Source organism: Streptococcus suis, assembly GCF_002960625.1.
Taxonomy (GTDB): Bacteria; Bacillota; Bacilli; order Lactobacillales; family Streptococcaceae; genus Streptococcus; species Streptococcus suis_T.
Genome location: NZ_POJH01000010.1, coordinates 63212 through 89031, shown reverse-complemented (window position 1 = coordinate 89031; position 25820 = coordinate 63212). Strand labels below are relative to the sequence as shown.

The window sequence follows — 25820 nt, the reverse complement described above, 5'->3', positions numbered from 1 at the left end:
GTGAAACACGCCAAAGTAAACAATTTAAGTACCGTTACTTATGAGCAAGTATTGTCTATTTTTAATAGTTATCTATTATTTAACGGGAGGAAATAATTCTATGAGTCGCTTTTTTAAATTTGGAAAGTTACACGTTACTAAAGGGAATATAAGTTAATAGAAAATAACAAAACCGCCTCTGAATATCAGAAGCGGTTTTGCTTTATTTATCAAATTCTGCCTTGCTTTTCACATCGCCGTATTCTTCAGCGACTTCTTTGCTGAGGATGTCAGCGTAGCTGGCAAGTTGGATGTCTTGTCCGTATTTTTTACGGAGTGCAGTTGTGACTAGGCGGTAGGCTAGGTTGGCATTGCGGGACAGGATTGGTCCGTGGAAGTAGCTGCCGAAGGTGTTTTTGTAGTGCAGGCCTTCGCCACCGTCTTCCTTGTTGTTGCCATTGCCATAGACAACCTTGCCCAGCGGTTTTTGGTTGTCAGCTAGGAAGGTACGGCCTTGGTGGTTTTCAAAACCATAGTAGGTTTCGTTGAATTCATCATTGTGAATTTTGATGTCACCGATGTAACGGTTGTTGGTCTGGTTGAGGGTGTAGTGGCCCATGATACCCAGTCCGTCAATCTTGCGGCCGCCTGCTTCAATATAATATTGACCGAGCAACTGGAAGCCACCGCAGATAGCCAGCATGACGCCATCGTTTTCGATAAAGTCTGCTAGGCTGTCTTTTTTTATCGGTAAATCCTTGGCTAAAATAGACTGCTCATAGTCCTGACCACCACCGAAAAAGGCGATGTCGTAGAAATCCTTGTCAAACTCATCTGTCAGCGAAACGATGTCCACCTGAACACGAGCCCCCAGCTTTTCAGCCACATACTTGAGCATGAGGATATTGCCGTTGTCGCCGTAGGTGTTCATCAAATCACCGTAGAGGTGGGCGATGTGGAGATCATAAGTGTAGTCTTTTTCAGGACTTTTTAATGACGTATAGACCATTATTTCATCTCCTTTCCAACGGCTTGGCATTGAGCCAGCAGGTCGCGGAATTCCAGCATAGCCGTATAGGTTGCGAGGATATAGGCATGCTGACTGCTGGACTGCTCGATCAAGGTCATGATGTCTTCCAGTTTTGGTGTTTCAGTAATCTGGTCCTCTGGATAGCCAGTCACACGGAGGCGACGGGCAATTTCAGAAGAGCGAACACCGCCTGCAAAGACTTGTGGAATGTCCATTTGAGTGATTTGTTCAAAGTCGGCGTCCCAAATCCAGCTGGTATCAATTCCATCAGCGTAGTTGGCATTGAGAAGGACAGACAGGCTAAAATCGTAAGGAGCCAGTTTCATCATTTCAATAGCCTGGGTTGCACCGACAGGATTTTTAATCAAGACCAGAGTACAATCTTTATCGCCCAATTTAAAGGTTTCTTGGCGACCGAAGACTGCCTTAGACTTGTCAAATCCTGCCTTGATTTTCTCAGGAGATACGCCGAAAAATTCTGCCACGCTGACAGCTGCTAGGGCATTGTATATGTTGTAGAGGCCTCCGATGTTGATTTTGTAATCCTGACCGTCAATGGCAAAGGTAGAAGAAGTATTGGTGATTTCTTTTAGTTCGGTCAACTTGTAGTCCAACTCAGGTCGGCTAAAGCCACAGTTGTTACAGATGTAGCTGCCCAAGTTGGCGTAGGTATTGAGCTTGTACTGGATAATCTGGTGGCAATGCGGGCAGAGAACCCCCTCGGTATTGTAGTGGGCCAGACGTGGCTGATGCTCCTCTGTCGCAAAACCGTAGTATTTCACTGGATTGATAACGTTTGTCGAGTTGAAAAGCGGGCTGTCACCGTTGGCCAAAATGGTTGCCTGCGGAGCTTTTGCAGCCCCGTCCAAAATCATCTGGTAGGTGGTGTAAATCTCACCGTAGCGATCCATCTGGTCACGGAAGATATTGGTAAAGACGATTAAGCTAGGCTTGATAAAGTCGGTCACGCGGGCAAGGCTGGCTTCGTCGATTTCCAAGACGGCAATCTTCTTGCCGTTTTTGTTTTTCTTGGCAGATAAAAAGGTTGCCGTAATCCCTGTAATCATATTGGCACCGCTGGTATTGGTCGTGATTTCGCCAAAGGCTTCTTGGAGAATACCGACTGTCAGTGCAGTTGTTAAAGTCTTACCGTTGGTACCTGTCACAACAACGACTTCATAATCCTTAGCCAAACTATCTAAAATATGTTTATCGAATGTGAGGGCAATTTTACCAGGCAAGGTAGTTCCTCGGCCCAGTTTGTTGAGGACAAACTGGCTGGTCTTCCCTGCGGCAATCCCTAATAAAGTATTTATTTTCATGGGACTATTTTATCATAAAGGTCAGGGATTTTCTAGAACGGAGTATGTAGAAATACTGATACATTTCTGATGACTATTTGTAATAAATTTAATCCTATCTTCATCCTTTTCTAAAAAAAGAAAGAAAAAATGTGATATAATAGAAACGTTACCATGTACGAGTTAGGAAGTATGAGAAACCTATGTTAAACTTAAGCCAGTTACTGGATGCTGGGTATTGGTCAAGTCTGATTGCTAGTCCTTGGGTAGCTATCCTACACTTGATTGACATCAGCATCGTTGTTTATTTGATTTATAATTTTAGTAAGGCTATTGCTGGTACGAAGATTATGACCCTCATCCGTGGGGTATTTCTCTTTATCATTGCACAACTTCTTGCTAGTTTATTTGGTTTGCAGACCATTGCCTGGTTGATCAATCAGGTCATCACCTATGGAGTTATCGCAGCAGTTGTTATTTTTGCTCCAGAACTGCGAGCCATGCTTGAAAAGTTAGGACGGACGACCCATATTTTTTCAGCTAATACGCTCAGTAAGGAAGAAAAGCTCATTGATGCCCTTGTAAAATCTGCAGCCTATATGTCACCGCGTAAAATTGGAGCACTTGTGGCAGTGGAGCAGGCTCAAACCTTGCAAGAATATAGGGCAACGGGTATTTCGCTGAACGCAGATATTTCGCGTGAATTATTGATAAATATATTCATTCCTAATACCCCCTTGCATGATGGAGCAGTTATTATCAAGGATGATAAGGTGGCGGTTTCCTGTGCCTACCTACCCCTGTCTGAAAGTGCAGGTATTTCAAAAGAATTTGGCACTAGGCACCGGGCTGCGATTGGTTTGTCAGAGGTTTCAGATGCCTTTGTTTTCATAGTTTCAGAGGAAACGGGTAGTATTTCCATTGCTCATAATGGTAATTTCAAGCATGATTTGAGCTTGGAGGAATTTGAGGCTGAACTATGGACTATTTTCGGTTCTGACAATCAGGAGAAAAACACATTTTTGAAGCGATTGAGAGGGGGCAAACATGCAAGAAAAATTTAAAGCTGTAGGTCACTTACTTCTCTCATTATTCTTAGCGCTTTTGCTTTTTTTCTATGCGACTACTACCAACTATAAAAATTCGGAAACAGCCGCTCAGAATACGGAGTCAGAAACCTATGTTCATACCTTAAATAATGTGCCGATAGATATTGAATACAATACCAGTGAGTACTTTATTTCAGGTTTCTCATCAACAGTGACTGTTGAGTTGAGAGGATCCAATCGAGTGCTTTTGCAACGGGAATCCGATGAATCTACGCGAACTTTTCAAGTTGTCGCAGATTTGAAGGAGATGAAGGCAGGCACCAATATTGTAAAACTCCAATTGGCCAACCTACCAGCAGGGGTAACAGCGACCCTAGCACCAGATGCTATTTCTGTAAAAATAGGTAAGCGTGTCAGTAAGGCTCTACCTGTTGAAGCTAAGGTTTATAGTAACCAGTTGGCAGAAGGTTATAGTCTTTCTAAGGTTTCTGTCAATGTCGATACTGTAAAAGTAACAACGGATGAAGAAACCATGGCTAAGATTGATCACATCGAGGCAATCGCAGTAGATGTCAGCAATTTATCTGCTAATTATAGTGGAACAGCGAAGTTGCAGGCAGTAGATGGTGATGGCAATGTCTTGCCAGTTGTTTTATCACAAACAGAAGCCAACCTACAAATCACCATAACAAAAACGAAATAAGAGGTAAATTTTAAAATGGGTAAATATTTTGGTACGGACGGTGTCCGCGGAGAAGCAAACGTAGAATTGACGCCAGAATTGGCCTTCAAACTGGGTCGTTTTGGTGGTTATGTGCTTAGTCAACATGAAACGGATGTACCTCGTGTCTTTGTGGCGCGTGATACACGTATTTCGGGACAAATGTTGGAAGCTGCCTTGGTTGCTGGACTTTTATCAGCTGGAATTCACGTCTATAAACTAGGTGTCCTTGCAACACCAGGTGTAGCTCACTTGGTGAAAACAGAAAAAGCTAGCGCTGGTGTTATGATTTCAGCCAGTCATAACCCTGCTCAAGATAACGGTATAAAGTTCTTTGCGGGCGACGGCTTTAAGTTGGACGATGCCTTGGAGGCAGAGATTGAAGCTCTCTTGGATGCTGAAGAAGATACGCTACCACGTCCATCTGCACAAGGTTTGGGGGATGTGGTCGATTATCCAGAAGGCTTGCGCAAGTACGAGTCCTTCCTAGTATCGACTGGTACTCAGTTGGAAGGCATGAAAGTGGCCTTGGATACTGCTAATGGTGCAGCCTCAACCTCTGCTCGTCAAATTTTTGCGGATTTGGGAGCTGATTTGACAGTTATGGCTGAAAATCCAGACGGCTTGAATATCAACGAGGGAGTTGGTTCAACCCATCCTGAGCAGTTGCAAGAATTGGTCAAGGAAACAGGAAGCCAAATCGGTCTGGCCTTTGATGGTGACAGTGACCGCTTGATTGCTGTCGATGAAAATGGTGACTTGGTTGACGGTGACCGTATCATGTATATCGTAGGTAAGTACTTAGCAGACAAGGGACTTCTTGCTAAAAACACTATTGTCACAACGGTTATGTCTAACCTTGGTTTCCATAAGGCTTTGGACCGTGAGGGGATTGAAAAAGCTGTGACCGCAGTCGGCGACCGTTATGTTGTCGAAGAAATGCGCAAAGGTGGCTATAATGTCGGCGGTGAGCAGTCTGGACACGTCATTCTCATGGATTATAACACTACAGGTGATGGTCAGTTGACCGCTGTGCAATTGACCAAAATCATGAAAGAAACTGGTAAAACACTTTCTGAATTGGCAGCAGAAGTATCCATTTACCCACAAAAATTGGTCAATATCCGTGTGGAAAACAGCATGAAGGACAAGGCCATGGAAGTGCCTGCTATTGCAGCTATCATTGAAAAAATGGAAGCAGAAATGGCTGGAAACGGGCGTATCTTGGTCCGTCCAAGTGGTACCGAGCCACTCTTGCGTGTTATGGCAGAAGCACCAACGGATGCTGAAGTCGATTACTATGTGGACACCATTGCCGATGTAGTCCGTGCGGAAATTGGAATTTAAACAGAAATCAATCATTCGTTTAGCTGATTTCATTGTCTGGATCCACAAGATTGAGTAGGTGGCTAGTAGTTACTCTCAAGACAGTGAAAATAAAAATAAAAAACTGGAGTTGCTTGCTCCAGTTCTTTGATGTTATGAGGAAAATATGAGTATTTTAGAAGTAAAGAATTTAAGTCATGGTTTTGGCGACCGTGCCATTTTTGAGAATGTTTCCTTCCGTTTGTTGAAGGGGGAGCATATTGGTCTTGTTGGTGCCAATGGCGAGGGGAAATCAACCTTCATGTCCATCGTGACAGGTCAATTGCAGCCAGATGAAGGCAAGGTAGAATGGTCCCGCTATGTAACGGCAGGTTATTTAGATCAGCATGCTAAACTAGAAAAGGGTCAATCAGTCCGTGATGTCTTGCGGACAGCATTCGATGAACTTTTCAAGACAGAAGCTCGTATCAATGACATTTACATGTCCATGGCAGAAGAGGGAGCCGATATGGATGCCCTCATGGAAGAGGTTGGTGAGCTGCAGGATCGTTTGGAAAGCCGTGATTTCTATACGCTGGATGCCAAGATTGACGAAGTGGCGCGTGCTCTAGGTGTCATGGACTATGGCATGGACAAGGATGTGACGGAGTTATCAGGTGGTCAACGTACTAAAGTTCTTTTGGCAAAATTGCTCTTGGAAAAACCTGATATCCTGCTTCTGGATGAGCCGACCAACTACCTGGATGCCGAACACATTGACTGGCTCAAACGTTACTTGCAGAACTATGAAAATGCCTTTGTCTTGATTTCCCACGATATTCCTTTCTTGAATGATGTGATTAACATTGTCTACCATGTGGAAAATCAACTCTTAACCCGTTACACAGGGGATTATTACCAGTTCCAAGAAGTTCACGCCATGAAGCGAGCTCAGTTAGAGGCAGCCTATGAACGCCAGCAGAAGGAAATCGCAGACTTGCAAGACTTCGTTAACCGTAACAAGGCCCGCGTTGCGACACGAAACATGGCCATGTCCCGCCAGAAGAAGTTGGATAAGATGGAGATTATTGAACTCCAAGCTGAGAAACCAAAGCCATCCTTTGATTTCAAAATGGCTCGAACTCCAAGTCGCTTTATCTTCCAAACGACTGATTTGGAGATCGGTTACGACCGTGTCTTGACACGTAAACCGCTCAATCTGACCTTTGAACGCAACCAGAAGATTGCCATTGTCGGTGCCAACGGTATCGGTAAATCTACTCTTCTTAAAAGTTTGCTGGGGATCATTCCACCGCTTGGTGGCTCTGTGGAGCGCGGTGAGCATCTAGAACTAGGTTATTTCGAACAAGAAGTAGCCGGAGGCAATCGTCAGACCCCTCTTGAAGCCGTTTGGGATGCCTTCCCAGCCCTTAACCAGGCGGAAGTTCGGGCAGCCTTGGCTCGTTGCGGTCTGACTTCCAAACATATCGAAAGCCAGATCCAAGTCCTTTCAGGTGGTGAGCAGGCCAAAGTTCGTTTCTGCTTGCTCATGAACCGTGAAAACAATGTCTTGGTTCTGGACGAGCCGACTAACCACTTGGATGTGGATGCCAAGGATGAACTCAAACGTGCCCTTCAGGCCTACAAGGGCTCTATCCTCATGGTCTGCCACGAGCCTGATTTCTATCAAGGCTGGGTGGACGATGTTTGGGATTTTAATGAATTGACATAAGAAGCAAGCTGCCGAAAGGTGGCTTTTTCTTAGCTATTGGCTAAGTATTGTCTGAAAATTATAATGTTTCTAAAAAAGCTTGACAAGTAGTTCAAAAAGAGTATAATTAGAATTGTTCTAAAGAAAGTTTAGAATAGTTATCATTTAGAGGTAAACAACTATGACAACTAAAGATTACGGAAAAGTACCATTTGTAACCAATATTGAAACAGCTACGCTTGAAAATACCAACTACCGCACAGCCCTTTGGACTGGGGAACTCTTGCAAGTTACACTGATGTCCATCCCAGTTGGCGGCGACATCGGAGCGGAAGTACACAACGAAAACGACCAATTCCTCCGCATTGAGCAAGGTCACGGTCGTGTTATTATGGGAGAGTCCGAAGACAAGATTACACTTGATACTGAAGTTGGACCAGAAGATGCGATTTTGATTCCAAACGGTGCCTACCACAATGTGATCAACATTGGCCAAGAAGACCTTAAAATCTACTCTATTTATGGACCTGCCCATCACGCTCACGGGACAGTTCATGAAACACAAGCCATTGCCATTGCTGCAGAAGAAGCAGAAGAGCACGGACATTAAGATGAACCTTTTCCAACTTCAATCTGTCGGCTTATCTGATAGGGATAAGTCGATTTTAAATGATATTAGCTTCACTGTTTTAGAAGGAGAGCGGCTAACCTTGGTTGGACCTTCGGGCAGTGGAAAAAGCTCCATCCTTAGGCTCTTAGCAGGTTTGACATCCACGACAAGTGGGACCATTTTCTTTCAGGGTCGGGACATAGCAGAGCTGGATATGCCGACTTACAGGAGAGAAGTTTCCTATTGTTTTCAACAGCCAGTTCTCTTTGGGCAGACCGTTCTAGACAATCTCCGCTTTCCATTTACTATTCGTCAGATTGCATTTGACCAAAGCAAAGCCCTCAAAGCTTTAGAAAGGGTCAATCTAGCGCCAGCATTTTTGACCAAGAAAATCACAGAACTATCAGGAGGAGAAAAGCAGCGAGTTGCCCTCATCCGCAATCTACTCTTTGAACCCAAGGTCTTACTCTTGGACGAAATCAGCGCAGGTTTGGATGCCGAAACCAAGGCCATTGTCAACAAGCTTCTAGCAGATTACCATGCAGCTGGAAATACCTTAATTGAAGTCACTCATGACCAATCAGAGATTGAGGCAGCCCAAAAGATTTTGAAAATAGAAGGAGGTCGGGTCCAAGTATGAATGTTACTGTAGATAACCTATCACTAGCTCTTATTTTTGGACTGGTCTTGGTGGCCATGGGCATCAGTCAGAAGGAAAAACTGGGCTTGACAAAGGATATTTTCATGGCCGTTGTCAGAACTGTCCTTCAGTTGATTTTTGTTGGCTATGTGCTCAAGTTTATCTTCCAAGCTTCAACTGTCTTTCTCAGTTTGGCCATGGTCTTGATTATTCTCTACAATGCCAGTGTCCAAGCCAACAAGCGCAATCCCAATGGTAAGAAATCCTTGCTTCATCCTTTTCTTGCCCTATTGGTTGCGACAGGACTGACCTTAACAATCTTGGTCTTATCAGGTGCTATCCAGTTTATTCCCTCCCAGGTAATTCCCATTTCAGGGATGCTGGCTAGTAATGCCATGACGGCAATCGGTCTGTCCTATCGGGCTATGTATAAGTCCTTCACAGACAACCGCCAACAAGTCTTGGAAAAATTAAGTTTGGGAGCAACTGTCAAACTGGCTTCACAGGATATCTTACGAGAAGCTATCAAAACAGGTATGCAGCCTACCATTGACTCAGCCAAGACAGTCGGTTTGGTCAGCCTGCCTGGCATGATGTCAGGGCTAATATTTGCTGGAGTTGACCCAGTCCATGCTATTCGTTATCAGATTATGGTCATGTTCATGTTGCTGTCTGCAACCAGTCTAGCCTCTGTCATTGCCTCCTACTCAGCCTACAAAACCTATTTCACCGACAAGGCCCAGTTGGAGTTTGAATAAATTTGAGTGACCTTTCTATTTGACAGGTCATTTTTTACGAGATAAGTCAGAAAAAATATGATAAAATAGACTTACTTTGATACAGTCTTTTGGTTTACTTTTATTACTAGCTTCAAAGGTTCGGGGAACCTTTGAAGGTCGGAGATGGGACAAACGAAGTTTGTGTCAACAGCCGCAGGCATAACTCAATGCTTTCTTGTTTCTAGGCATTGACTTGAAACAGTCTCCCAGATTGCTTGCACAGTCAATGGACTGTGCAAGGTGGGAGATAATACTTGCAAAGCAAGTCACTTTTACAAAATCAGGCAAGGTGAGTTCAAACACTCCAGTGGAGTGTTTGAAGTTGGAAATAAGGAAACGATGTTTCAAACTACCACTCTTTTAATGACAGGTGGTAGGCTGAAAACCTCCACTGGAGCTTTTCAGTCATCGAAGTAATAAAAGATAAACCAAATGACGATACTGAAAAGGAGAACATATGACAGTAGATTTTAGAGCAGAGTTTGACAAACGCAAGGACGAGTTTCTAGCGGACCTCTTTGACCTCCTCCGCATCAATTCTGAGCGTGACGACAGCCAGGCCGATGCCCAGCATCCATTTGGACCCGGACCAGTGCATGCCTTGGACAAGTTCCTGGAAATTGCTCAGCGCGACGGCTATCCGACGAAAAACGTTGACAACTACGCAGGTCACTTTGAATTCGGTGAGGGCGAAGAAGTCCTCGGTATCTTCGGTCACTTGGACGTGGTGCCAGCAGGAAGCGGTTGGAACACTGACCCATACGAGCCGCAAATCATCGACGGCAAGCTCTTTGCCCGCGGATCCTCTGATGACAAGGGACCGACCATGGCTTGCTACTACGGCTTGAAAATCATCAAGGAGTTGGGCCTTCCGACCTCTAAAAAAGTCCGCTTCATCGTCGGTACCGACGAAGAGTCAGGCTGGGCGGACATGGATTACTACTTCGAGCACGTCGGCCTTCCCTTGCCAGATTTCGGATTTTCTCCAGATGCCGAGTTCCCGATTATCAACGGTGAAAAGGGCAATATCACAGCTTACTTGCATTTTGCGGGGGAAAATAGCGGAGCTACTAAACTGCATTCCTTCACAGGCGGTTTGCGTGAGAACATGGTGCCTGAATCTGCGACAGCTATTATCTCTGGCGACCTAGCAGACCTGGACAGCAAGTTGGCAGACTTCACAGCCGCTTACGGCCTAAAAGCTGACGCGGAAAGCCTTGAAAACGGTCAAGTTCAAGTCACCGTCATCGGAAAATCAGCCCACGGTTCAACCCCAGAAGAAGGTGTCAACGGAGCAACCTATTTGGCAAAATTCCTCAGCCAATTCGCCTTTGATGGAGCAGCCAAAGCCTATCTTGACTTAGCTGGACAAGTCCTTCTGGAAGACCATGATGCCAAAAAACTCGGCGTAGCCATCTACGACGAGCAGATGGGGGCACTTTCTATGAACGCTGGTGTCTTCAAATTTGACGAAACTTCATCAGACAATACCATTGCCCTCAACTTCCGTTATCCAAAAAATACCAACCCTGAAACCATCAAGGCTGGTTTGGAAAAACTGGGTGTGGAAGCTGTCAGCCTGTCTGAGCATGGTCATACTCCACACTATTGCCCAATCGACGACCCAATGGTCGCAACCCTCTTGTCTGTCTATGAGAAACACACAGGCTTGAAAGGTCACGAACAAGTGATCGGTGGCGGAACATTTGGACGCTTGCTCAAACGTGGCGTTGCCTACGGAGCCATGTTCCCAGGTGATGTCAACACCATGCACCAAGCCAACGAATTTATCGAAGTCGAGCAACTTTACCGTGCAGCTGCCATCTATGCAGAAGCTATCTACGAACTCATTAAGTAATACATGAAGACGGGGATACCCGTCTTTTTTAGGAGAAAGAATGAAACTGAAAGAACTCACCGTTGCAGATTTGGAAATGGTCAAACAGCTCTTCTTGTCTGTTTTCAGCCAAGAACCCTGGAACGACGATTGGTCTGACGAGGAGCAACTGAACCGCTACATAGGCGATTTACTGGCACATCCAAGAGCACTCTGTTTTGGCTTGTTTGACCAGGGAAAATTGCTAGGTCTATCACTTGGCTACATCCGCTATTGGTATGAAGGAACAGAGTATCGAATTGAAGAGTTCTGCATTTCCTATGATTACCAAGGGCAAGGACATGGTGCTAGTTTTCTAGCGGACATAGAGAAGCAGTTAGCTGATAGAAAAATTGTTCATATTCTTCTGCAAACCGAACGCAACCTTCCGGCATATTTTTTCTACAAAAAATGCGGTTTCCGAGCCTTAGAAGAAGATGTGACCATGTTTAAGAAAGTTGGTTTTTCATAGAGCAAGAAGCCAATCAAGAGTAGCAATTTATCAAAAATAATTCAGCAATCCCTTGAAAAATAAAGTAAAAATGATACAATAATATAAAGATGTTGTTTCTACCTTCAGAGGAGGTGCCGTATGAAAAAATATCTGTTCTATTTATTAGGGTTCTTGCTTTTACTCTTCAGCCTAGGTCAGCCTAGTCTGGTAGGAGCTGAGGGAATTCCAGCCCGTCCAATTGATACGACGGTGGTTGATGAAACCCAACTTCTTTCTAGTGAAACCATTGCCAACATTGACCAGCTCAATCAGACCTGGGCAGCAAGTGAACAGCAGTTACAGGTTGGGGTCTATGTGACGGAAAGTCTTTCTACTGATATTGAAAGTCTAGCCAACGCAACCTTTCGTGACTGGCAGGTCGGCTTTGCAGGGACGGACAATGGTATTCTCTTGGTGATTGCCATAGCCGACAGGGAATTTCGGATAGAAACCTCCGACAATGCTGCAACGGTGTTGACAGATGTGGAAGCCAAGGATATTCTGGAAAGTTCTAGGGAGTTTTTCCGTCAGGAAGATTATGATGGAGGAGTGACCTATATTGTCCAATCCATCGGAGATCGCTTCTACGGGACTAGTCTGGGTCAAGAACAGCTGGCTGCAATGGAAGAAAGGACCAGTGCAGAAAGTGACAGCTTTGTATGGTTTATGATTGTTATTCTCGTTGTCATTATCTTTATGATTATTGATAAATCCAGCCGAGGTGGCGGAGGTCCGGGCAATCTGCTTTGGATGCTGGTAGACGACCACCATCATTACCACAACAATCATTCTTCCCATTCTTCATCATCCTATGGTGGAGGTGGTTGGTCTGGCGGCGGTGGTGGCGGTGGCGGAGCCTCATCTGGTTGGTAAGAAAAGAAAGGAAAGTCTATGAAAAAGAAATGGTTAGCTATACTAATCCCGGTTTTCGCTCTGCTATTTTTAGGAATGGGAGCAGTCGGTCAATACAATGGACTGGTCGATAGCCATGCGGAAGTGGAAAATGCTCAAGCCAATGTGGACACCCAACTCCAACGGCGCTATGACCTGATACCGAATGTCGTGGCAGCAGTCAAGGGAGCCATGGAGCATGAGGAAGAGATTTTCACTGCCATAGCGGATGCGCGTGCGAAAATTGGCTCCAGCCAGGTGGGAACCAGCGACTACAATCAGGCACAAAGTCAGCTGGATTCGGCAGTTTCACGTTTGCTGATGGTGACGGAAAATTATCCGCAATTAACAGCCAATCAACAGGTATCTGACCTCATTACCGAGCTAGAGGGGACTGAAAATCGGATTTTGGTTGCACGTAAGGATTATAATGCGGTGGCAACGGCCTATAATAAAAAAATCAAACGGTTCCCGACTTCCCTCTATGCCAACTTATTTGGCTATGAAAAAGTCGACCTGTTCCAAGCTAGCAACGATGCGGCGACAACAGTGCCAAGTGTGGATTTACAGGATAAAGAATAAAGAACTCGGCTCCCTGAACCGAGTTCTTTATTTTATGGATTGATCCAAACTCCAGAAACGTAGTCTTCTGAAAGAGTGGTCTGGCTGATAATGCTCTTAGCCTCTGTATCATAGATTAGGAGTTGATTTGCCAAAATAATCATTAAGCGCTTGTCCTCAATTTGACGAATGTGGTCGATGTAATGAGGACGAGGATTTAAGTCCTTCAAAGTATGGTAGGATTGCTCGCCAGTTTGGGTATTGTAAATAGTAAAGGAAAGTGGGCTAAACATGCCATTTTGATGCTCGATGAGAAGAAGGTTTTCGTCTTTGAGAGCATGGAGCGTGCTTGGTGAAGGGTGTTCCAGCTTGATGGATGAAAATGTTTTGGACCTTGTGTCGAAGGTTAGGAGTTCGGATGACTGTTCAATGTCCTCATACTCACTTGTTTTTTTCCCTAAATTTGGGAGATAGATGGTTCCATTGACCAAAAGTCCTTCTCCAGTTGCTATGGTATTGTCGTATTTGAAAACTTCTTGTTTCGAAAAATCGTTCTTATCAAATACAATCAAGACATTTTCTTCGGGTCCTTCTTGGGTAAAATCTTTCACAAAGCCAGTTAAATAGACTGATGTTTGGTCTACCATGACTGGAGCATTTGGTATGAAGTCGTCATTGAGGACAAGCGTTTGAATGGCTTCAAATTGCTTATCAAATTGTGCCAAAGTATGAAAGGGTCCTGCTGTATAAAAGTCTTGTCCATCTGTTCCACTGATATAGCTACTATACTGACTTGGCTTTCGCAAGACAGTGCCAGTATTGAAATCAATGGATATCAGATTGTCGTTAATGAATTTTTGCTGATTGTTGGCAAAGACTAGATACTGATTGTCTATGACATAATTTTCACCAGAGCCAAAATAGCCTTCTGAATTCATTTTCTGTGTATGAAGGAGTTGAGGCTCTTGCCCATTTAGCTGAAAGGCTTCGACCTTACCAGGATAAATCAAGTAGAAATCCGCATTCTCAGTTAAGCTTATTTTGTTGTGCTGGTAGGCATAGAGTTTCCAGCCGATAAAGGGAAAAACTAGACAGGACAGAAGTGTAATACAGATGATGATTTTTTTCATGGGAAGACCTCCTCTCTATTTTTAGTATATCCTAAATAGTAAACAAAATCAATTGTTTATGTGTTAATATAACAAAAAACATGCAAATTTCCTTGCATGATAGTTGATATTATTTTCCAAGACAGAATTGGCTAAAGAGTTGGGTAATGAGTTCGTCTGGAGCAGCATCGCCTGTTATTTCTCCCAAAATCTGCCAACAACGTGTCAGGTCAACCTGTAACAAGTCAACAGGCATGCCCATTTCCAGTCCGTCATTAACAGCTTGTAGGCTTTGAACGGCTTGTTCAATCAGGGAAATGTGGCGAGAATTGGAGAGGTAGGTGGCATCTTGCTCGACCAGACCAGCATTTTCAAAGAAGAGCTGGTTGATTTTTTCTTCGATTTGGTCGATATTCTGGTTTTTCAAGACGGAAATGCGGATGACATCTTCAGGCAGTTGGTCCGCTTCAATCTGCTCTTCCAGGTCGGTCTTGTTGAGCAGGACGATACGGTTGGCCATATCTGAAATGGCTAGGAGATTGCGGTCTTGCTCGGTCAGGGGCTCAGATGCGTTGAGGACCAGCAGGATGAGGTCGGCCTCCTCAAGGGCTTTTTTAGACCGTTCCACACCAATTTTTTCAACGATGTCGTCTGTTTCGCGGATACCTGCTGTATCAATCAGCTTGAGAGGGACGCCTTTGATGTTGACGTATTCTTCGATAACGTCACGGGTTGTTCCTGCGATGTCTGTAACGATGGCTTTTTCCTCGCGGAGGAGGTTATTGAGCAGGCTGGATTTTCCGACATTGGGACGACCGATAATAGCGGTTGCGATGCCTTCACGCAGGATTTTTCCACGGCGGGCAGTGCGGAGGAGATTTTCCAAAAGCGCTTGGAACTGTAGGGTTTTCTCGCGGACCAGCTCTGTCGTCGCCTCCTCAACGTCGTCGTACTCAGGGTAGTCGATGTTGACCTCGACCTGAGCCAGCGTGTTGAGAATTTCCTGGCGCGTGTCGTTGATGAGCTGGGAGAGGGAGCCGTCAAGCTGGCGGACGGCATTATGCATGGCTTTATCAGTCTTGGCACGGATAACATCCATGACAGCCTCGGCCTGGGTCAAATCTACACGACCGTTGAGAAAGGCGCGCTTGGTAAATTCGCCCGGCTCAGCCATTCGAGCCCCTTGGCGAATCAGGAGCTGGAGGATTTCGTTGGTAACGGCGATGCCTCCGTGGGTGTTAACCTCAATGACATCTTCGCGTGTGAAGGTCTTTGGAGAACGCATGGCTCCAATCATAACCTCGTCCAGCACTTGACCCGTCGCAGGATCAATGATATGACCGTAGTTGAGGCTGTGACTGGGTACAGTTGCTAGGTCCTTGCCCTTGAAAACCTTGCTGGCAATGGCAAAAGCGTCCGTCCCAGATAGGCGGACAATCCCAATAGCTCCCTCACCGAGAGGGGTAGAAATAGCGGTAATGGTGTCGAATTCTTTTGTAATCATATATCTTTCTTTCTAAAATCGTCTTATCTATTAGTGTATCATGGAATGATGAAAAAAGCACAGATGAGGGATGGGAATGCATGCTCACTAAATCAATTGTTTTTCTATTCCACTCTAGCTTAAAATATGATAAAATAAACCTACATAATCTTTGTATTTTTTAGGAGAGAGATATGAAACTTCTAAATAGATTTGCATATATATATCAAAGCGATTTAAAACTTTTTTTCAATTTCATAGTAAACAAAACCTGCCAGTCTTGGCAGGCTTTTTGCGTTGTCGAAAGGCTGGTGTCTAGATGACTTGGAAACAACTTATGCTAGACATACCAGTCTATGCACCAGAGCTCTTGGAAGAAATGAGAGCCATAGAGGAATACCAAACAGGCTTGCTGGAAAAACTAGAAAGACAGGACAATGCCTTGGAGTTGGAGGCTGTTTACCAAGTGGAACAAGCCCGCCTGACCGATATTGTCAAAGGCTATCTGGACATCAAGCGTAAGCCTGGCCACTATGCCCAAGCAGAGCAGAAATTGGCAGATGCCAACGGTCAGTTAATCGGTTTCCGCAAACATCTTCTGAACTTGCTACAAAAAGTGAATGAAGATGACTTAAAAGATTTTCAAGTTAGTTTACGCTTGTTGCCTGGTCAGCGGGAATTGGTTGACCCTCAGGCTCTTTATCAGACCAAGAAGCCTTCAAATGAGCTACAGATAGAAGATGAACTCATTCGTCATTTGACCAGCGGAGAGAGTCAGTGGGTCTACCGTCCTGAGCTCAATACCGAAGAACTGCTCTGGGCAAACTTTTTCGCCAAGCTAGAGGCTAATAACCTCCGCCACCTGGCTGACCATCCTCTGACAGACCAAGAAAAGCACCAAATCAAGAACCAACTCAACTTTGTCAATTTCTACGAAGCTGCCAAGTGGCTGGCAGGTGAGAATGGCATTGCTAAGGTCCAAGTCCAACGAGAAGATGCTAGTCTGGGAACCATCCGACTAGAGGTCATCTGGCGGCACAATGTCGCAGGGGGCAAGTCCAGCTATGAGGTTGTCAACCAAGTTGTGACAGGTGGTGATGCTGCCAGACAAAGACGAGGTGATGTGACCCTCTTGATAAATGGCCTTCCCATGATACAGATCGAGCTCAAGAGCCGTTCCCATCCCTATATGGATGCCTTCCGTCAGATACGCAAATACGAGCAAGAAGGTCAGTTTAAGGGTATCTTTTCAAGCCTGCAGATGTTTGTGGTGTCAAATATCACGGAAACCCGCTACATCGCCGCTGCCAAAGAATCCAAACTCAACGACCGCTTCTTGACCAAGTGGGTGGATAAGCACAATCAAGCCCAGCCCCATCTCTTTGACTTTGCCAGAGAGGTCCTTTCCATTCCCATGGCTCACCAATTGGTCATGCAATATAGTGTGATTGACGACGACAAAAAAGCCCTTATCCTGCTTCGTCCCTATCAGATCCATGCCATCGAAGCCATCAGAGAAGCTAGCCGTCTACGCCAGTCGGGCTATATCTGGCACACGACTGGTTCTGGTAAGACCCTGACATCCTACAAGGTGGCTCGCAATCTCCTGCAAATTCCATCTATTGAGAAGACCATTTTTGTCATAGATAGGACAGACCTTGACCAGCAGACCACCGCTGCCTTTCTATCCTACGCGGAAAATGACATGATAGATATTGACCAGACGGACGATACCCAGCACTTGTTGAAAAATCTGGCTTCAGAAGACCGCCGTGTCGTGGTCACCACTATTCAAAAACTCAATACCCTCCTGCGTCAATTTGAAGAGGGGTTTCATGAGAAATTCCACCAACGTGTTAAGAACCTAAATCTAGCCTTTGTTGTGGACGAATGCCACCGGGCTGTCACGCCAGAACGCCAGCGGATTTTGGAACAGTTCTTTGTCAACTCGCTTTGGTATGGCTTTACAGGTACTCCTATTTTCAAGGAGAACAAGCGAGAACAAAAAGGTGATTTAGCCCAGACGACAGAAGAACAGTATGGGCCATGTCTCCATGAATACACGGTCAAAGAAGCCATCCATGACCGAGCTGTTCTTGGTTTCCAAGTGGAATACCAGACCACCATGCCTGGCTGGGCTGAGGATGAAATCGAAGACGAGTTTTACGACGATGAACGGCACATGCTGACGGTGTTGGATGCTATTTTAAATAAATCCAAACGCAAGCTCGGTTTCCAAAACGGTGTAGGGAAAACCTACGAGGGCCTACTGACTGTCAAGTCCATCGCCCGTGCCCAAGCCTACTATGACCTGATACAAGAAGTCAAGGCAGGACAGAAGAGCCTGACGATTTCGGAATCAGTCAAAAAAGTCTTGCCTGATTTTCCAAAAGTTGCCATCACATACTCAGTGACTGAGAACGACGAATCTTCTTTTGCCAACCAAGACTACATGAGCAAGAGCTTGGAGGATTACAATGCCATGTTTGGTACGCATTTCACACTGGCGACCCTTGGTTCCTATAATACTGACCTAAACGAACGCTTGGCTCGGAAAAAAGACAAGTATGCCTTCCGTGAGGAGCAGTTGGACTTGGTCATCGTGGTGGATCGCCTCTTGACAGGCTTTGATGCTCCTTGCTTGTCAACTATCTTTATGGACAGGCAGCCTATGAAACCCCAGCACATCATCCAAGCCTTTTCACGGACCAACCGTCTCTTTGACGAGGGCAAGAAGTTTGGACAAATCGTCACCTTCCAGACCCCAGAACGTTTCAAGGAAAGGGTTGACGAAGCCCTCAGTCTGTATTCAAATGGTGGTGAGTTTGCGGTGCTGGCTCCGACTTGGTTGGAAGAAAAAGCCAAGTTCAAGGAAAAGGTTCAGCAGTTGCTGGCCATTGCCCCAAATCCTGAAATGGTGCCAGACCTAGATGCCAGCAGTGATGCCGAGTTGAAACGCTTTGCCAAGGCCTTTCAGGAATTTGACAAGCTCTTTGCCTCCGTACAGGTCTATGCCGACTACGAGCAAGAGGACATTCTCAAGGAAATCGGGCTTAGTCTGGAGGACATTGAGAATTTTTCTGGACAATACCAAAATGTCATCGAAGAACTCCGCAGACGGCGGAAGGAAGATGAAGGCATAGAAGATACGCCTTTTGATATTGAATACGAGCTGGAGTCTGTCCGTACGGATGAAATCAATTACCACTATATCATCTCTCTCATCCAGAACTTGATTGACAGTAAAAATCAAGTCATTCCTGATAAGGAGAAGAAGATGGTGGACAACTACATCGCCGACTTAGACAAGACCAATCCCAAACTCTCCCAACTCATCTCCAAAATCTGGCAGGAAGCTCAGACCAATACTCAAGATTACAAGGGCCAATCCATCGCCCACAAGCTAGACGAGATGATTGATCTAACCATCCGTGAGCAAGTCGTATCCACCGCACGAGATTGGTGTGTTGGCGAAGATGAACTCCAGTTTATCGTGGACAACTACCGAGTCGGCAAGGACAAGCAAATCGGAGAAAAAGCCCTTGTTGATACCTACGATTATCCAAGCTACAAGGAAAACAAGGGCGACCAAGCCCTCAACAAGCTTAAATACAAAAAAGCCCTCAAAGAGGACTATATGAATATGATTGCGGAAGAAATCCTACCATTGAGGGGGAGGTAAGTATAGCATATTTTGAGAGATGATAATGATGGAAATATGCATCTCAAGTTTATCTAGTATGTTATCGACTTGAGCAGATTAATTACTTTCCTTTAAGAAAGTAAAAATGAGGTGATTATTATGGAATACGCACGTAGACTAAGTAGAGAGGTTGATGTTTGTTTAAAGCTGGAAAATCCATTCTCTGAAAAGGAGGTCACAAATACATTACTTGCTAGAGTAACTAGACCAAGTGTTGATATGACCTTTGTGAGCATGGCAAATGGATTTTTTGATACAGCTATCTTACATTTATCACACATAAAAGATAATGGAGAAGATGGTGATTGTGAAGTATTATGTATTTTGCATAATGTATTTATTGCCTTGGAATTGTCTCTTAAATCAATTTATAGTGGTTTTCACCAATATACAAGCGAAGATTGGATGATAGTCCGTAGTCAAATCGAAACAGGTCATAAGTTGACAGTGTTAGTTGGAAAAATTAGAAGCTGCTATCAAAAAAGCACTTCGAAAGATACTAAAAAAAGTTGGGTTAACGATAGGCTGAAATTGATTGAACGCTTTGTAGAATTTACAAATAATGTAAATATTGATTTTCAAAGTACACGTTATCCAGTAAATCGAGATTCAAAAAGATATGAGTATATGACAAAAGATATTAGTGTGGATACACAGTTATTAGAAGAATGGATTTTGTTGCTATGTAAAGTGTGTAATGATTTATTTGCGATTCATGATTCGCTAGGTGAAGCACGCTCTTCATATTGAACATAAAAAGGAGATTAAATGAAAACAAACAATAATATCCCAGCCTATCGTTTTCAAGGCTACACTGACGCTTGGGAACTGCGTCCACTTGGAGAAATTGGAAATACTTATACAGGCTTATCTGGAAAAACTAAGGATGATTTTGGACACGGTGACGGAAGATTTGTTACTTATATGAATGTTTTTTCAAATCCTATTAGTTTACCAGAAATGGTCGAAGCAGTAGAGATTGATGAAAGTCAGAATACTGTTCGTTATGGAGATGTCCTATTTACAACTTCTTCCGAAACTCCTGAAGAAGTTGGGATGTCATCAGTATGGCTGGAAAATACTGAAAATACTTATTTGAATAGCTTTTGTTTTGGCTTTAGACCAGTTAAGAAAGTTAATCCGTATTACCTTGCTTATCTACTTCGTTCATCTGGAATGAGAAGGAAAATATCATTTTTAGCACAAGGAATTTCTAGGTATAATATTTCAAAAACAAAAATGATGGAACTTGAAATCTCAATCCCAAATGAGAATGAACAAGAAGTCATCGGCACTTTCTTCTCCACTCTGGACCAACACATCACCCTTCATCAGCGTAAGTTGGACACGCTCAAGGAGCAGAAGAAGACCTATCTCAAACTCCTCTTTCCAGCCAAGGGACAGACCAAACCAGCCCTCCGCTTCCAAGGCTTTGAAGACGATTGGAAAGAAGTGAAGTTGGGGGAGGTTGCTGACATAAAAACAGGCAGTAGGGATGTGCAAGATGCGGTCGAAAATGGTGAGTATCCATTTTTTATAAGATCCGAAGAAGTTTTAAAAATCAATACTTATTCTTATGATGGTGAAGCGATTCTTATTCCAGGTGAAGGAAGATTGGGGGAGATATTTCATTATGTAGAAGGGAAATTCGACTATCATCAGAGAGTTTATAAGATTTCAGACTTTAAGTATTGTAATGCACTTTTTATTTTACAAATAATGAGATGGAATTTTAAAAAGCATGCTTTAAAGTATACAGTTAAAGCGACTGTCGACTCACTTAGAAAACCAGTGATTGAAGATTTTACAATCTCCCTCCCCACCCTCTCCGAACAGGAAACTATCGGCACTTTCTTCCAAACTCTTGACCAAGAGATTACTCAGGTGGAGGGCAAGCTGACTAGCTTGAAAGAGATGAAAAAGACTCTACTCCGTAAATTATTTGCATAATTCAAACTGTCTGGGAGACAGGTTCGCCCTCCTAATTCCCATTATATTTCTTGACGAACGGTTGATATTCTGATAGAATGAGCATAGAAAAAGAGTTGGACGGCAATCCAACTCTCAGTAGAACCGTTTAAGACGGTGGCTCATATTTACAGAAATAATCCGTTCAACTTGCCGAAAGTGGGGACGGATTATTTTTTGTTTTCATCAGATGTTTCACTCCCCTAAGTCATCATGTAAAAATCTTGATTAACTGACGATATTTTGTTAAAATAAGCATAGAAAAAGAGTTGGACGGCAATCCAACTCCTAGTAGAGCCATTTCGGTGGTTCACAATGTTTGTTTTATATTAAAATAAAATCGTCAGTGTCCCAAAATATTGACGATTTTATTTTTTGTTTTTTATTTGATATAAAGAATTATTAGATTAGACTGGTTCAACTAATGCTAATTTGAGCAGGTACCTCCGACGTGAGATTTTTGAAACGATATTTTTCAAAAATCGAGCTAGTGCGAGCCTTAGACAAATCGAATAGGATTTGTCGTTACTTGATGAGTAAGTTTACTTACCATCAAGTATAGGCTAGCCTTTCTGTAAGATTTCGGACTTATTTCCATAAGCACCACCTCCAGTTAGAAAGTTGGAACCACCGTCATATTTCTCTACTTATCTATTATACCATATCTTTAGAAAGAATCACAGACATGAACAATTCAAACAACTCACAATCTCTTTACCAGTCCCTTTGGAATGCGGCGGATATTCTCCGTGGCAAGATGGACGCTAACGAATACAAGTCCTACCTTTTGGGCTTGATTTTCTATAAATACCTATCAGATAAGTTGCTTTTGGCAGTGTGTGACAACCTTGATGAATCCTTTGATAGTTTGTCACAGGCTCAAAGGCTCTATGAAGAAAATTTTGCGGATCCGGATGTTAAGGAAGATTTACTAGATGTCCTTGATGATGAGCTGGGTTACTTTATCGAGCCTGGTCTGACCTTTACGGCCTTGGTAGCAAAAGTCCACACCAGCAACTTCCAGTTGGAAGATTTGGCACAGGGCTTCCGTGACATTGAGCAGTCCAACGAGATTTTTGAAAACCTTTTTGAAGACATCGACCTCTACTCTAAAAAGCTGGGACCAACACCACAAAAGCAGAATCAGGTCATTTCAGCCCTGATCAAAGAACTTCATGAACTCAACCTCAGCAACCATGATGGAGATGTTTTGGGAGATGCCTATGAATACTTGATTGGTCAGTTTGCCAGCGACTCAGGTAAGAAAGCAGGGGAGTTCTATACGCCTCAAGCCGTTTCCCACCTCATGACCCAGATTGTCTTTCTTGGACGGGAACATCAAAAGGGCATGACCCTCTATGACCCAACCATGGGGTCAGGCTCCCTCCTTCTTAACGCCAAACGTTACAGTAAAGAGTCTTCGACCGTTTCCTACTTCGGTCAGGAGATTAACACCTCGACCTACAACCTGGCCCGCATGAACATGATGCTCCACGGGGTTGCCATCGAAAACCAAAAACTTCATGTCGGGGATACCCTTGATGCGGACTGGCCAACGACTGAGCCGACAGATTTTGACGGGGTGCTCATGAACCCACCTTATTCTCAGAAGTGGAGTGGGGACGCTGGTTTCCTGCAAGACGCTCGTTTCTCCAGCTATGGTGTTCTGGCACCCAAGTCCAAGGCTGACTTCGCCTTCCTTCTTCATGGTTTCTACCACCTCAAGCATTCAGGCGTCATGGCCATTGTTCTCCCTCACGGGGTTCTCTTTAGGGGAAATGCAGAGCAGAAAATTCGTCAGCATCTCCTAGAAGAAGGAGCCATTGACACCGTGATTGGACTGCCAGCCAACATCTTTTATAATACCTCCATTCCAACCACAGTCATCATTCTCAAGAAAAACCGCACCAGCAAAGATGTTCTCTTTATCGATGCATCTAAAGAATTTGACAAGGGCAAAAACCAAAATATCATGACCGATGACCATATCGCCAAGATTTTGAAAGCTTATCAAGACCGGCAAGATGTGGACAAGTTTGCCCACTTAGCCAGCTTTGAGGAGATCGTGGAAAACGACTACAACCTCAACATCCCTCGCTATGTCGATACCTTTGAGGAAGAGCCAGTTGTTCCACTAACAGAGCTTGCGGACAAGCTGGCCCAGACCGATAAGGAAATCGCAGCAACCACAGCCCAACTTGAAAGCATGCTTGGTCAGCTAGTCGGTAGCACACCAGAAGCACAGGCAGAGCTGACGGCCTTCTTGGAGAAGTTGAAATAAGTAGCAAAAAAACTGGTTCTTAAGAGCCAGTTTTTTGCTTATCATGTTCAACCGCTAAAGAATAATGCTTGCTGACCTCGGTGTAGTAGCTGACCACCAGCCCTGACAGACTTCCTAGAAAGAGTATGCCGTAAATGGCTAAGATAATGCTGATAATCCGTCCAAAAGCAGTAGTGACCAGCAAATCTCCATAACCAACCGTCGTCGCTGTGACAAAGCTGTACCAAAGACTATCCCCATAGCTAGTAAAGTCAGGCTCCAACCAGAGCAGAAATCTAGCTGCTAGAAAGATAAAACTGAAAAAGGAAGTGAGAAAAGTGGCAAAACCAGTCACTCTCAAAATATGCCAAATAATGCGAAGGCGGTGGATTTGTTTCTTATTTTGTAACATTTTTTCTGCATTCTGCAATATAATCTAATTTACCCTGCCGACTGCGTTTCTTAAATAAAGCCTCGGCAGACATGGCTTCCTGTTTGCTGGCAAAGGCTTCTTGGTAGACTAGGCTGACAGGCAAGCGTGCGCGGGTGTATTTGGCCCCTTTCCCACGATTATGGGTAGCAAGCCGCTTCTCCACATCAGTCGTATAACCAGTATATAGACTTCCGTCGGCACATTCCAAAACATACAAGTAGGCCTTATTTTCCATAATAAATCTCACGAATAGCCGGAGTATAGTCGCCATTTTCCTCATGGACAACCAGAGGTGGCAGTATGTGTAGCCCATCTACCGAGCCGTCCTTGATAGCCTCAATCAGCAACATATTGGCCTCCTTGTTGGCCTTGGGATAGACAAACTGGATGCGTTTGGGAGCCAGCTTGTAGGTTCTCAACTTGTCCAAAATATCTAAAAATCGGTCGGGTCTGTGGACCATGGCCAAGCGACCATTGGACTTGAGCACCTGTTGAGCCACCTGGCAAATGCTGTCTAGGTTGGTCGCGATTTCGTGTCTGGCCAGAAGATAATGCTCGCTTTCATTGAGGTTTGAACCCTCGTCCACCTTGAAGTAGGGAGGATTGCAGAGCATCAAATCAACCTTGGACCGCAAATCATACTGTGGCAGGTTTGCCAAGTCGTCATTGATGACCGAGACTTGTTCCTCCAGACCATTGAGGGCGATGGAGCGGCGGTTCATGTCGGCAAGCCGTTCCTGCAATTCAACCTGAATGATAGGCGCCTTGGTACGTGTGGAGGCAAAGAGGCCCACCGCTCCATTTCCACTACAAAGGTCAACAATCAGTCCCTTCTGAGCAGGCATTTTTGGAAAACGCGAAAGGAGGACACTGTCGATGGAGTAGCTAAAAACCTCTCGATTTTGAATAATCTGAACATCTGTTGAGAAGAGCTGGTCAATCCGCTCTCCGTCTAATAACTCAATTTTTTGCATGGTTTTATTATACCATCTTTAGCAGAAAATCTCTGTCCATTTATAAGAAAAAGAGCGAAGACCTCGCTCTCAAACATTAACTAAAAAATTCAATCCAAGCCCCGACCAGCAAAAAAACGATACAGAGATAGATTTGCCAATTTGCCTTCAAGGTCCATTCTTTTGACCAAAAGGCACTACGGGCTGTACCGACGAAAGCAAAAAGCAAGAGCCCAAGCCAGAGGGTAGGTCCCTTGTCCAACCATTCTCCTATGCTACCTAGTAACAACAATATCATCAAATAAAAGTTCAAACTTCGATAATATTCTTTATTAAATTCCTTAAACATTGAAAATCCTCACAATACAAAAAAGTAAATGCTTGTCCAAGCGACAATAAAACTAATCGTCAGATAAATTTGCCATGTTTTTTTAATCCAGCTACGAGGTTTGAGGAAGGCAATATAGCCGGCATAAAGCCCTATCCCAAGCTTGAGAAAATGGATAAACCAAAATGGTCCATGTATAGTAGCAGAAATCACTTGTAGGATACAGGTAATAGACAAATAAAATTCCCAGGTCCGATAGAATTCTTTGTTGAATTTCTTAGACATAGTAAACTCCTTCTACTTACCCAAAATGAATTTCAGATAGATAATCACCACAATCAATCCGATATAGAAGATGTAGCCCATGCGAGTGAGTTCCTTTTCTTCCTTGAAGAAGAATACCCGAATGGCATTGATAAAAATAATCAGACAGGCTAGTAGGCTATACCATGCAGGAGTTTGGGAAGGGTCTATCAAAATGTCTGAAAGAAAAAAACAAGTCCAAAAAATCATAGAATAGAAGGCACTGTACCGATAAAAATGCTTGTTAAACTGGAATTTCATGACAATCACCTCTCTTTCTTTTATTATATCAACTCACCTGCAGATTTTCAAGTATTTATATGCAAACAAAAAG

25 protein-coding genes and 2 pseudogenes are annotated in these 25820 nt (G+C 44.1%); 17 read left to right on the top strand and 10 right to left on the bottom strand.

Annotated features, from left to right (window positions below; genetic code table 11):
* Both C1G49_RS00735 and C1G49_RS11475 read left to right on the top strand, forming a co-directional pair.
* Window positions 1-96, top strand: a pseudogene (locus C1G49_RS00735) (23S rRNA (adenine(2058)-N(6))-methyltransferase Erm(B)); the annotation flags it as partial.
* Window positions 65-148 (top strand): annotated as a pseudogene (locus C1G49_RS11475) (rRNA adenine methyltransferase); the annotation flags it as partial. The pseudogenes C1G49_RS00735 and C1G49_RS11475, both read left to right, overlap by 32 nt.
* Before the next feature lie 54 nt (window positions 149-202).
* Here the strand turns inward: C1G49_RS11475 and gatD are convergent.
* Entirely contained in the window at window positions 203-988 is a 786-nt protein-coding gene (gene gatD / locus C1G49_RS00730) for a lipid II isoglutaminyl synthase subunit GatD (RefSeq protein ID WP_105124239.1), read from the bottom strand.
* Window positions 988-2331: a lipid II isoglutaminyl synthase subunit MurT gene (gene murT, locus C1G49_RS00725; RefSeq protein ID WP_105124238.1), complete on the bottom strand. Its 1344-nt coding sequence runs from the start codon at window positions 2329-2331 to the stop codon at window positions 988-990. Before murT ends, gatD begins: the two co-directional genes overlap by 1 nt.
* Before the next feature lie 182 nt (window positions 2332-2513).
* Here murT and cdaA point away from each other — a divergent pair, with 182 nt between their 5' ends.
* The 11 genes from cdaA (at window position 2514) to C1G49_RS00665 (ending at window position 12967) form a co-directional block, all read left to right on the top strand.
* Window positions 2514-3374, top strand: coding sequence for a diadenylate cyclase CdaA (cdaA, locus tag C1G49_RS00720; RefSeq protein WP_105113348.1), 861 nt, complete (start codon window positions 2514-2516; stop codon window positions 3372-3374).
* Window positions 3358-4062 (top strand): YbbR-like domain-containing protein, encoded by a 705-nt coding sequence (locus C1G49_RS00715; RefSeq protein ID WP_105113347.1) that lies wholly within the window; start codon window positions 3358-3360, stop codon window positions 4060-4062. The genes cdaA and C1G49_RS00715 overlap by 17 nt, the downstream gene beginning before the upstream one ends.
* Before the next feature lie 15 nt (window positions 4063-4077).
* Complete coding sequence (gene glmM / locus C1G49_RS00710) at window positions 4078-5427, top strand: phosphoglucosamine mutase (protein WP_105124237.1); 1350 nt, start codon at window positions 4078-4080, stop codon at window positions 5425-5427.
* Between the two features lie 145 nt (window positions 5428-5572).
* On the top strand, window positions 5573-7117 hold the full coding sequence (locus tag C1G49_RS00705) for an ABC-F family ATP-binding cassette domain-containing protein (RefSeq protein WP_105124236.1): 1545 nt from the start codon (window positions 5573-5575) through the stop codon (window positions 7115-7117).
* A gap of 160 nt (window positions 7118-7277) precedes the next feature.
* Window positions 7278-7706: a cupin domain-containing protein gene (locus tag C1G49_RS00700; protein ID WP_105124235.1), complete on the top strand. Its 429-nt coding sequence runs from the start codon at window positions 7278-7280 to the stop codon at window positions 7704-7706.
* 1 nt (window position 7707) lies between these two features.
* On the top strand, window positions 7708-8346 hold the full coding sequence (locus C1G49_RS00695) for an ABC transporter ATP-binding protein (RefSeq protein ID WP_105124234.1): 639 nt from the start codon (window positions 7708-7710) through the stop codon (window positions 8344-8346).
* Complete coding sequence (locus C1G49_RS00690; protein WP_105124233.1) at window positions 8343-9104, top strand: ABC transporter permease; 762 nt, start codon at window positions 8343-8345, stop codon at window positions 9102-9104. Before C1G49_RS00695 ends, C1G49_RS00690 begins: the two co-directional genes overlap by 4 nt.
* A gap of 478 nt (window positions 9105-9582) precedes the next feature.
* Window positions 9583-10983 (top strand): dipeptidase PepV, encoded by a 1401-nt coding sequence (pepV, locus tag C1G49_RS00680; protein ID WP_105124231.1) that lies wholly within the window; start codon window positions 9583-9585, stop codon window positions 10981-10983.
* 40 nt (window positions 10984-11023) lie between these two features.
* Window positions 11024-11473 (top strand): GNAT family N-acetyltransferase, encoded by a 450-nt coding sequence (locus C1G49_RS00675; RefSeq protein WP_105124230.1) that lies wholly within the window; start codon window positions 11024-11026, stop codon window positions 11471-11473.
* Between the two features lie 120 nt (window positions 11474-11593).
* Window positions 11594-12367 (top strand): TPM domain-containing protein, encoded by a 774-nt coding sequence (locus C1G49_RS00670; RefSeq protein ID WP_105124229.1) that lies wholly within the window; start codon window positions 11594-11596, stop codon window positions 12365-12367.
* 18 nt (window positions 12368-12385) lie between these two features.
* Window positions 12386-12967 carry a LemA family protein gene (locus C1G49_RS00665; RefSeq protein WP_105124228.1) on the top strand — a complete coding sequence of 194 codons (582 nt, stop codon included), beginning with the start codon at window positions 12386-12388 and terminating at the stop codon, window positions 12965-12967.
* 32 nt (window positions 12968-12999) lie between these two features.
* On the opposite strand, the gene C1G49_RS00660 is transcribed toward C1G49_RS00665, so the two are convergent.
* Window positions 13000-14076 (bottom strand): hypothetical protein, encoded by a 1077-nt coding sequence (locus tag C1G49_RS00660; RefSeq protein WP_105124227.1) that lies wholly within the window; start codon window positions 14074-14076, stop codon window positions 13000-13002.
* Window positions 14077-14185: 109 nt separating this feature from the next.
* Window positions 14186-15559, bottom strand: a complete 1374-nt coding sequence (mnmE, locus tag C1G49_RS00655) for a tRNA uridine-5-carboxymethylaminomethyl(34) synthesis GTPase MnmE (RefSeq protein ID WP_105124226.1) — start codon at window positions 15557-15559, stop codon at window positions 14186-14188.
* Window positions 15560-15857: 298 nt separating this feature from the next.
* Between mnmE and C1G49_RS00650 the strand changes: the two genes are divergently transcribed.
* The 4 genes from C1G49_RS00650 to C1G49_RS00635 all read left to right on the top strand — a co-directional run bounded on the left by C1G49_RS00650 (window position 15858) and on the right by C1G49_RS00635 (window position 23490).
* Window positions 15858-19220, top strand: coding sequence for a type I restriction endonuclease subunit R (locus C1G49_RS00650; protein WP_105124225.1), 3363 nt, complete (start codon window positions 15858-15860; stop codon window positions 19218-19220).
* A gap of 120 nt (window positions 19221-19340) precedes the next feature.
* A complete protein-coding gene (locus tag C1G49_RS00645) occupies window positions 19341-19991 on the top strand; it encodes a hypothetical protein (protein ID WP_105124224.1) in 651 nt (216 codons plus the stop codon).
* A gap of 18 nt (window positions 19992-20009) precedes the next feature.
* Window positions 20010-21191 carry a restriction endonuclease subunit S gene (locus tag C1G49_RS00640; RefSeq protein ID WP_105124223.1) on the top strand — a complete coding sequence of 394 codons (1182 nt, stop codon included), beginning with the start codon at window positions 20010-20012 and terminating at the stop codon, window positions 21189-21191.
* 703 nt (window positions 21192-21894) lie between these two features.
* Window positions 21895-23490, top strand: a complete 1596-nt coding sequence (locus C1G49_RS00635; protein WP_105124222.1) for a type I restriction-modification system subunit M — start codon at window positions 21895-21897, stop codon at window positions 23488-23490.
* Between the two features lie 19 nt (window positions 23491-23509).
* Here C1G49_RS00635 and C1G49_RS00630 read toward each other — a convergent pair whose 3' ends face one another.
* The 6 genes from C1G49_RS00630 to C1G49_RS00605 all read right to left on the bottom strand — a co-directional run bounded on the left by C1G49_RS00630 (window position 23510) and on the right by C1G49_RS00605 (window position 25747).
* Entirely contained in the window at window positions 23510-23881 is a 372-nt protein-coding gene (locus C1G49_RS00630) for a potassium channel family protein (RefSeq protein ID WP_105124221.1), read from the bottom strand.
* Complete coding sequence (locus tag C1G49_RS00625; protein WP_105124220.1) at window positions 23868-24137, bottom strand: GIY-YIG nuclease family protein; 270 nt, start codon at window positions 24135-24137, stop codon at window positions 23868-23870. Before C1G49_RS00625 ends, C1G49_RS00630 begins: the two co-directional genes overlap by 14 nt.
* The gene (locus C1G49_RS00620) at window positions 24127-24876 is read right to left on the bottom strand and encodes a tRNA1(Val) (adenine(37)-N6)-methyltransferase (RefSeq protein ID WP_105124219.1); all 750 of its coding nucleotides are present in this window, start codon (window positions 24874-24876) and stop codon (window positions 24127-24129) included. Before C1G49_RS00620 ends, C1G49_RS00625 begins: the two co-directional genes overlap by 11 nt.
* A 76-nt stretch (window positions 24877-24952) precedes the next feature.
* A complete protein-coding gene (locus C1G49_RS00615) occupies window positions 24953-25204 on the bottom strand; it encodes a hypothetical protein (RefSeq protein ID WP_105124218.1) in 252 nt (83 codons plus the stop codon).
* A gap of 9 nt (window positions 25205-25213) precedes the next feature.
* A complete protein-coding gene (locus C1G49_RS00610) occupies window positions 25214-25468 on the bottom strand; it encodes a hypothetical protein (RefSeq protein WP_105124217.1) in 255 nt (84 codons plus the stop codon).
* Between the two features lie 12 nt (window positions 25469-25480).
* Window positions 25481-25747 (bottom strand): hypothetical protein, encoded by a 267-nt coding sequence (locus tag C1G49_RS00605; RefSeq protein ID WP_161942059.1) that lies wholly within the window; start codon window positions 25745-25747, stop codon window positions 25481-25483.
* Window positions 25748-25820 lie beyond the last annotated feature (73 nt).

Bases quoted from the DNA above. Each gene is read 5' to 3' on its own strand.
- gatD (WP_105124239.1), bottom strand. From the start codon at position 988: ATGGTCTATACGTCATTAAAAAGTCCTGAAAAAGACTACACTTATGAT.
- murT (WP_105124238.1), bottom strand. From the start codon at position 2,331: ATGAAAATAAATACTTTATTAGGGATTGCCGCAGGGAAGACCAGCCAG.
- cdaA (WP_105113348.1), top strand. From the start codon at position 2,514: ATGTTAAACTTAAGCCAGTTACTGGATGCTGGGTATTGGTCAAGTCTG.
- C1G49_RS00715 (WP_105113347.1), top strand. From the start codon at position 3,358: ATGCAAGAAAAATTTAAAGCTGTAGGTCACTTACTTCTCTCATTATTC.
- glmM (WP_105124237.1), top strand. From the start codon at position 4,078: ATGGGTAAATATTTTGGTACGGACGGTGTCCGCGGAGAAGCAAACGTA.
- C1G49_RS00705 (WP_105124236.1), top strand. From the start codon at position 5,573: ATGAGTATTTTAGAAGTAAAGAATTTAAGTCATGGTTTTGGCGACCGT.
- C1G49_RS00700 (WP_105124235.1), top strand. From the start codon at position 7,278: ATGACAACTAAAGATTACGGAAAAGTACCATTTGTAACCAATATTGAA.
- C1G49_RS00695 (WP_105124234.1), top strand. From the start codon at position 7,708: ATGAACCTTTTCCAACTTCAATCTGTCGGCTTATCTGATAGGGATAAG.
- C1G49_RS00690 (WP_105124233.1), top strand. From the start codon at position 8,343: ATGAATGTTACTGTAGATAACCTATCACTAGCTCTTATTTTTGGACTG.
- pepV (WP_105124231.1), top strand. From the start codon at position 9,583: ATGACAGTAGATTTTAGAGCAGAGTTTGACAAACGCAAGGACGAGTTT.
- C1G49_RS00675 (WP_105124230.1), top strand. From the start codon at position 11,024: ATGAAACTGAAAGAACTCACCGTTGCAGATTTGGAAATGGTCAAACAG.
- C1G49_RS00670 (WP_105124229.1), top strand. From the start codon at position 11,594: ATGAAAAAATATCTGTTCTATTTATTAGGGTTCTTGCTTTTACTCTTC.
- C1G49_RS00665 (WP_105124228.1), top strand. From the start codon at position 12,386: ATGAAAAAGAAATGGTTAGCTATACTAATCCCGGTTTTCGCTCTGCTA.
- C1G49_RS00660 (WP_105124227.1), bottom strand. From the start codon at position 14,076: ATGAAAAAAATCATCATCTGTATTACACTTCTGTCCTGTCTAGTTTTT.
- mnmE (WP_105124226.1), bottom strand. From the start codon at position 15,559: ATGATTACAAAAGAATTCGACACCATTACCGCTATTTCTACCCCTCTC.
- C1G49_RS00650 (WP_105124225.1), top strand. From the start codon at position 15,858: ATGACTTGGAAACAACTTATGCTAGACATACCAGTCTATGCACCAGAG.
- C1G49_RS00645 (WP_105124224.1), top strand. From the start codon at position 19,341: ATGGAATACGCACGTAGACTAAGTAGAGAGGTTGATGTTTGTTTAAAG.
- C1G49_RS00640 (WP_105124223.1), top strand. From the start codon at position 20,010: ATGAAAACAAACAATAATATCCCAGCCTATCGTTTTCAAGGCTACACT.
- C1G49_RS00635 (WP_105124222.1), top strand. From the start codon at position 21,895: ATGAACAATTCAAACAACTCACAATCTCTTTACCAGTCCCTTTGGAAT.
- C1G49_RS00630 (WP_105124221.1), bottom strand. From the start codon at position 23,881: ATGTTACAAAATAAGAAACAAATCCACCGCCTTCGCATTATTTGGCAT.
- C1G49_RS00625 (WP_105124220.1), bottom strand. From the start codon at position 24,137: ATGGAAAATAAGGCCTACTTGTATGTTTTGGAATGTGCCGACGGAAGT.
- C1G49_RS00620 (WP_105124219.1), bottom strand. From the start codon at position 24,876: ATGCAAAAAATTGAGTTATTAGACGGAGAGCGGATTGACCAGCTCTTC.
- C1G49_RS00615 (WP_105124218.1), bottom strand. From the start codon at position 25,204: ATGTTTAAGGAATTTAATAAAGAATATTATCGAAGTTTGAACTTTTAT.
- C1G49_RS00610 (WP_105124217.1), bottom strand. From the start codon at position 25,468: ATGTCTAAGAAATTCAACAAAGAATTCTATCGGACCTGGGAATTTTAT.
- C1G49_RS00605 (WP_161942059.1), bottom strand. From the start codon at position 25,747: ATGAAATTCCAGTTTAACAAGCATTTTTATCGGTACAGTGCCTTCTAT.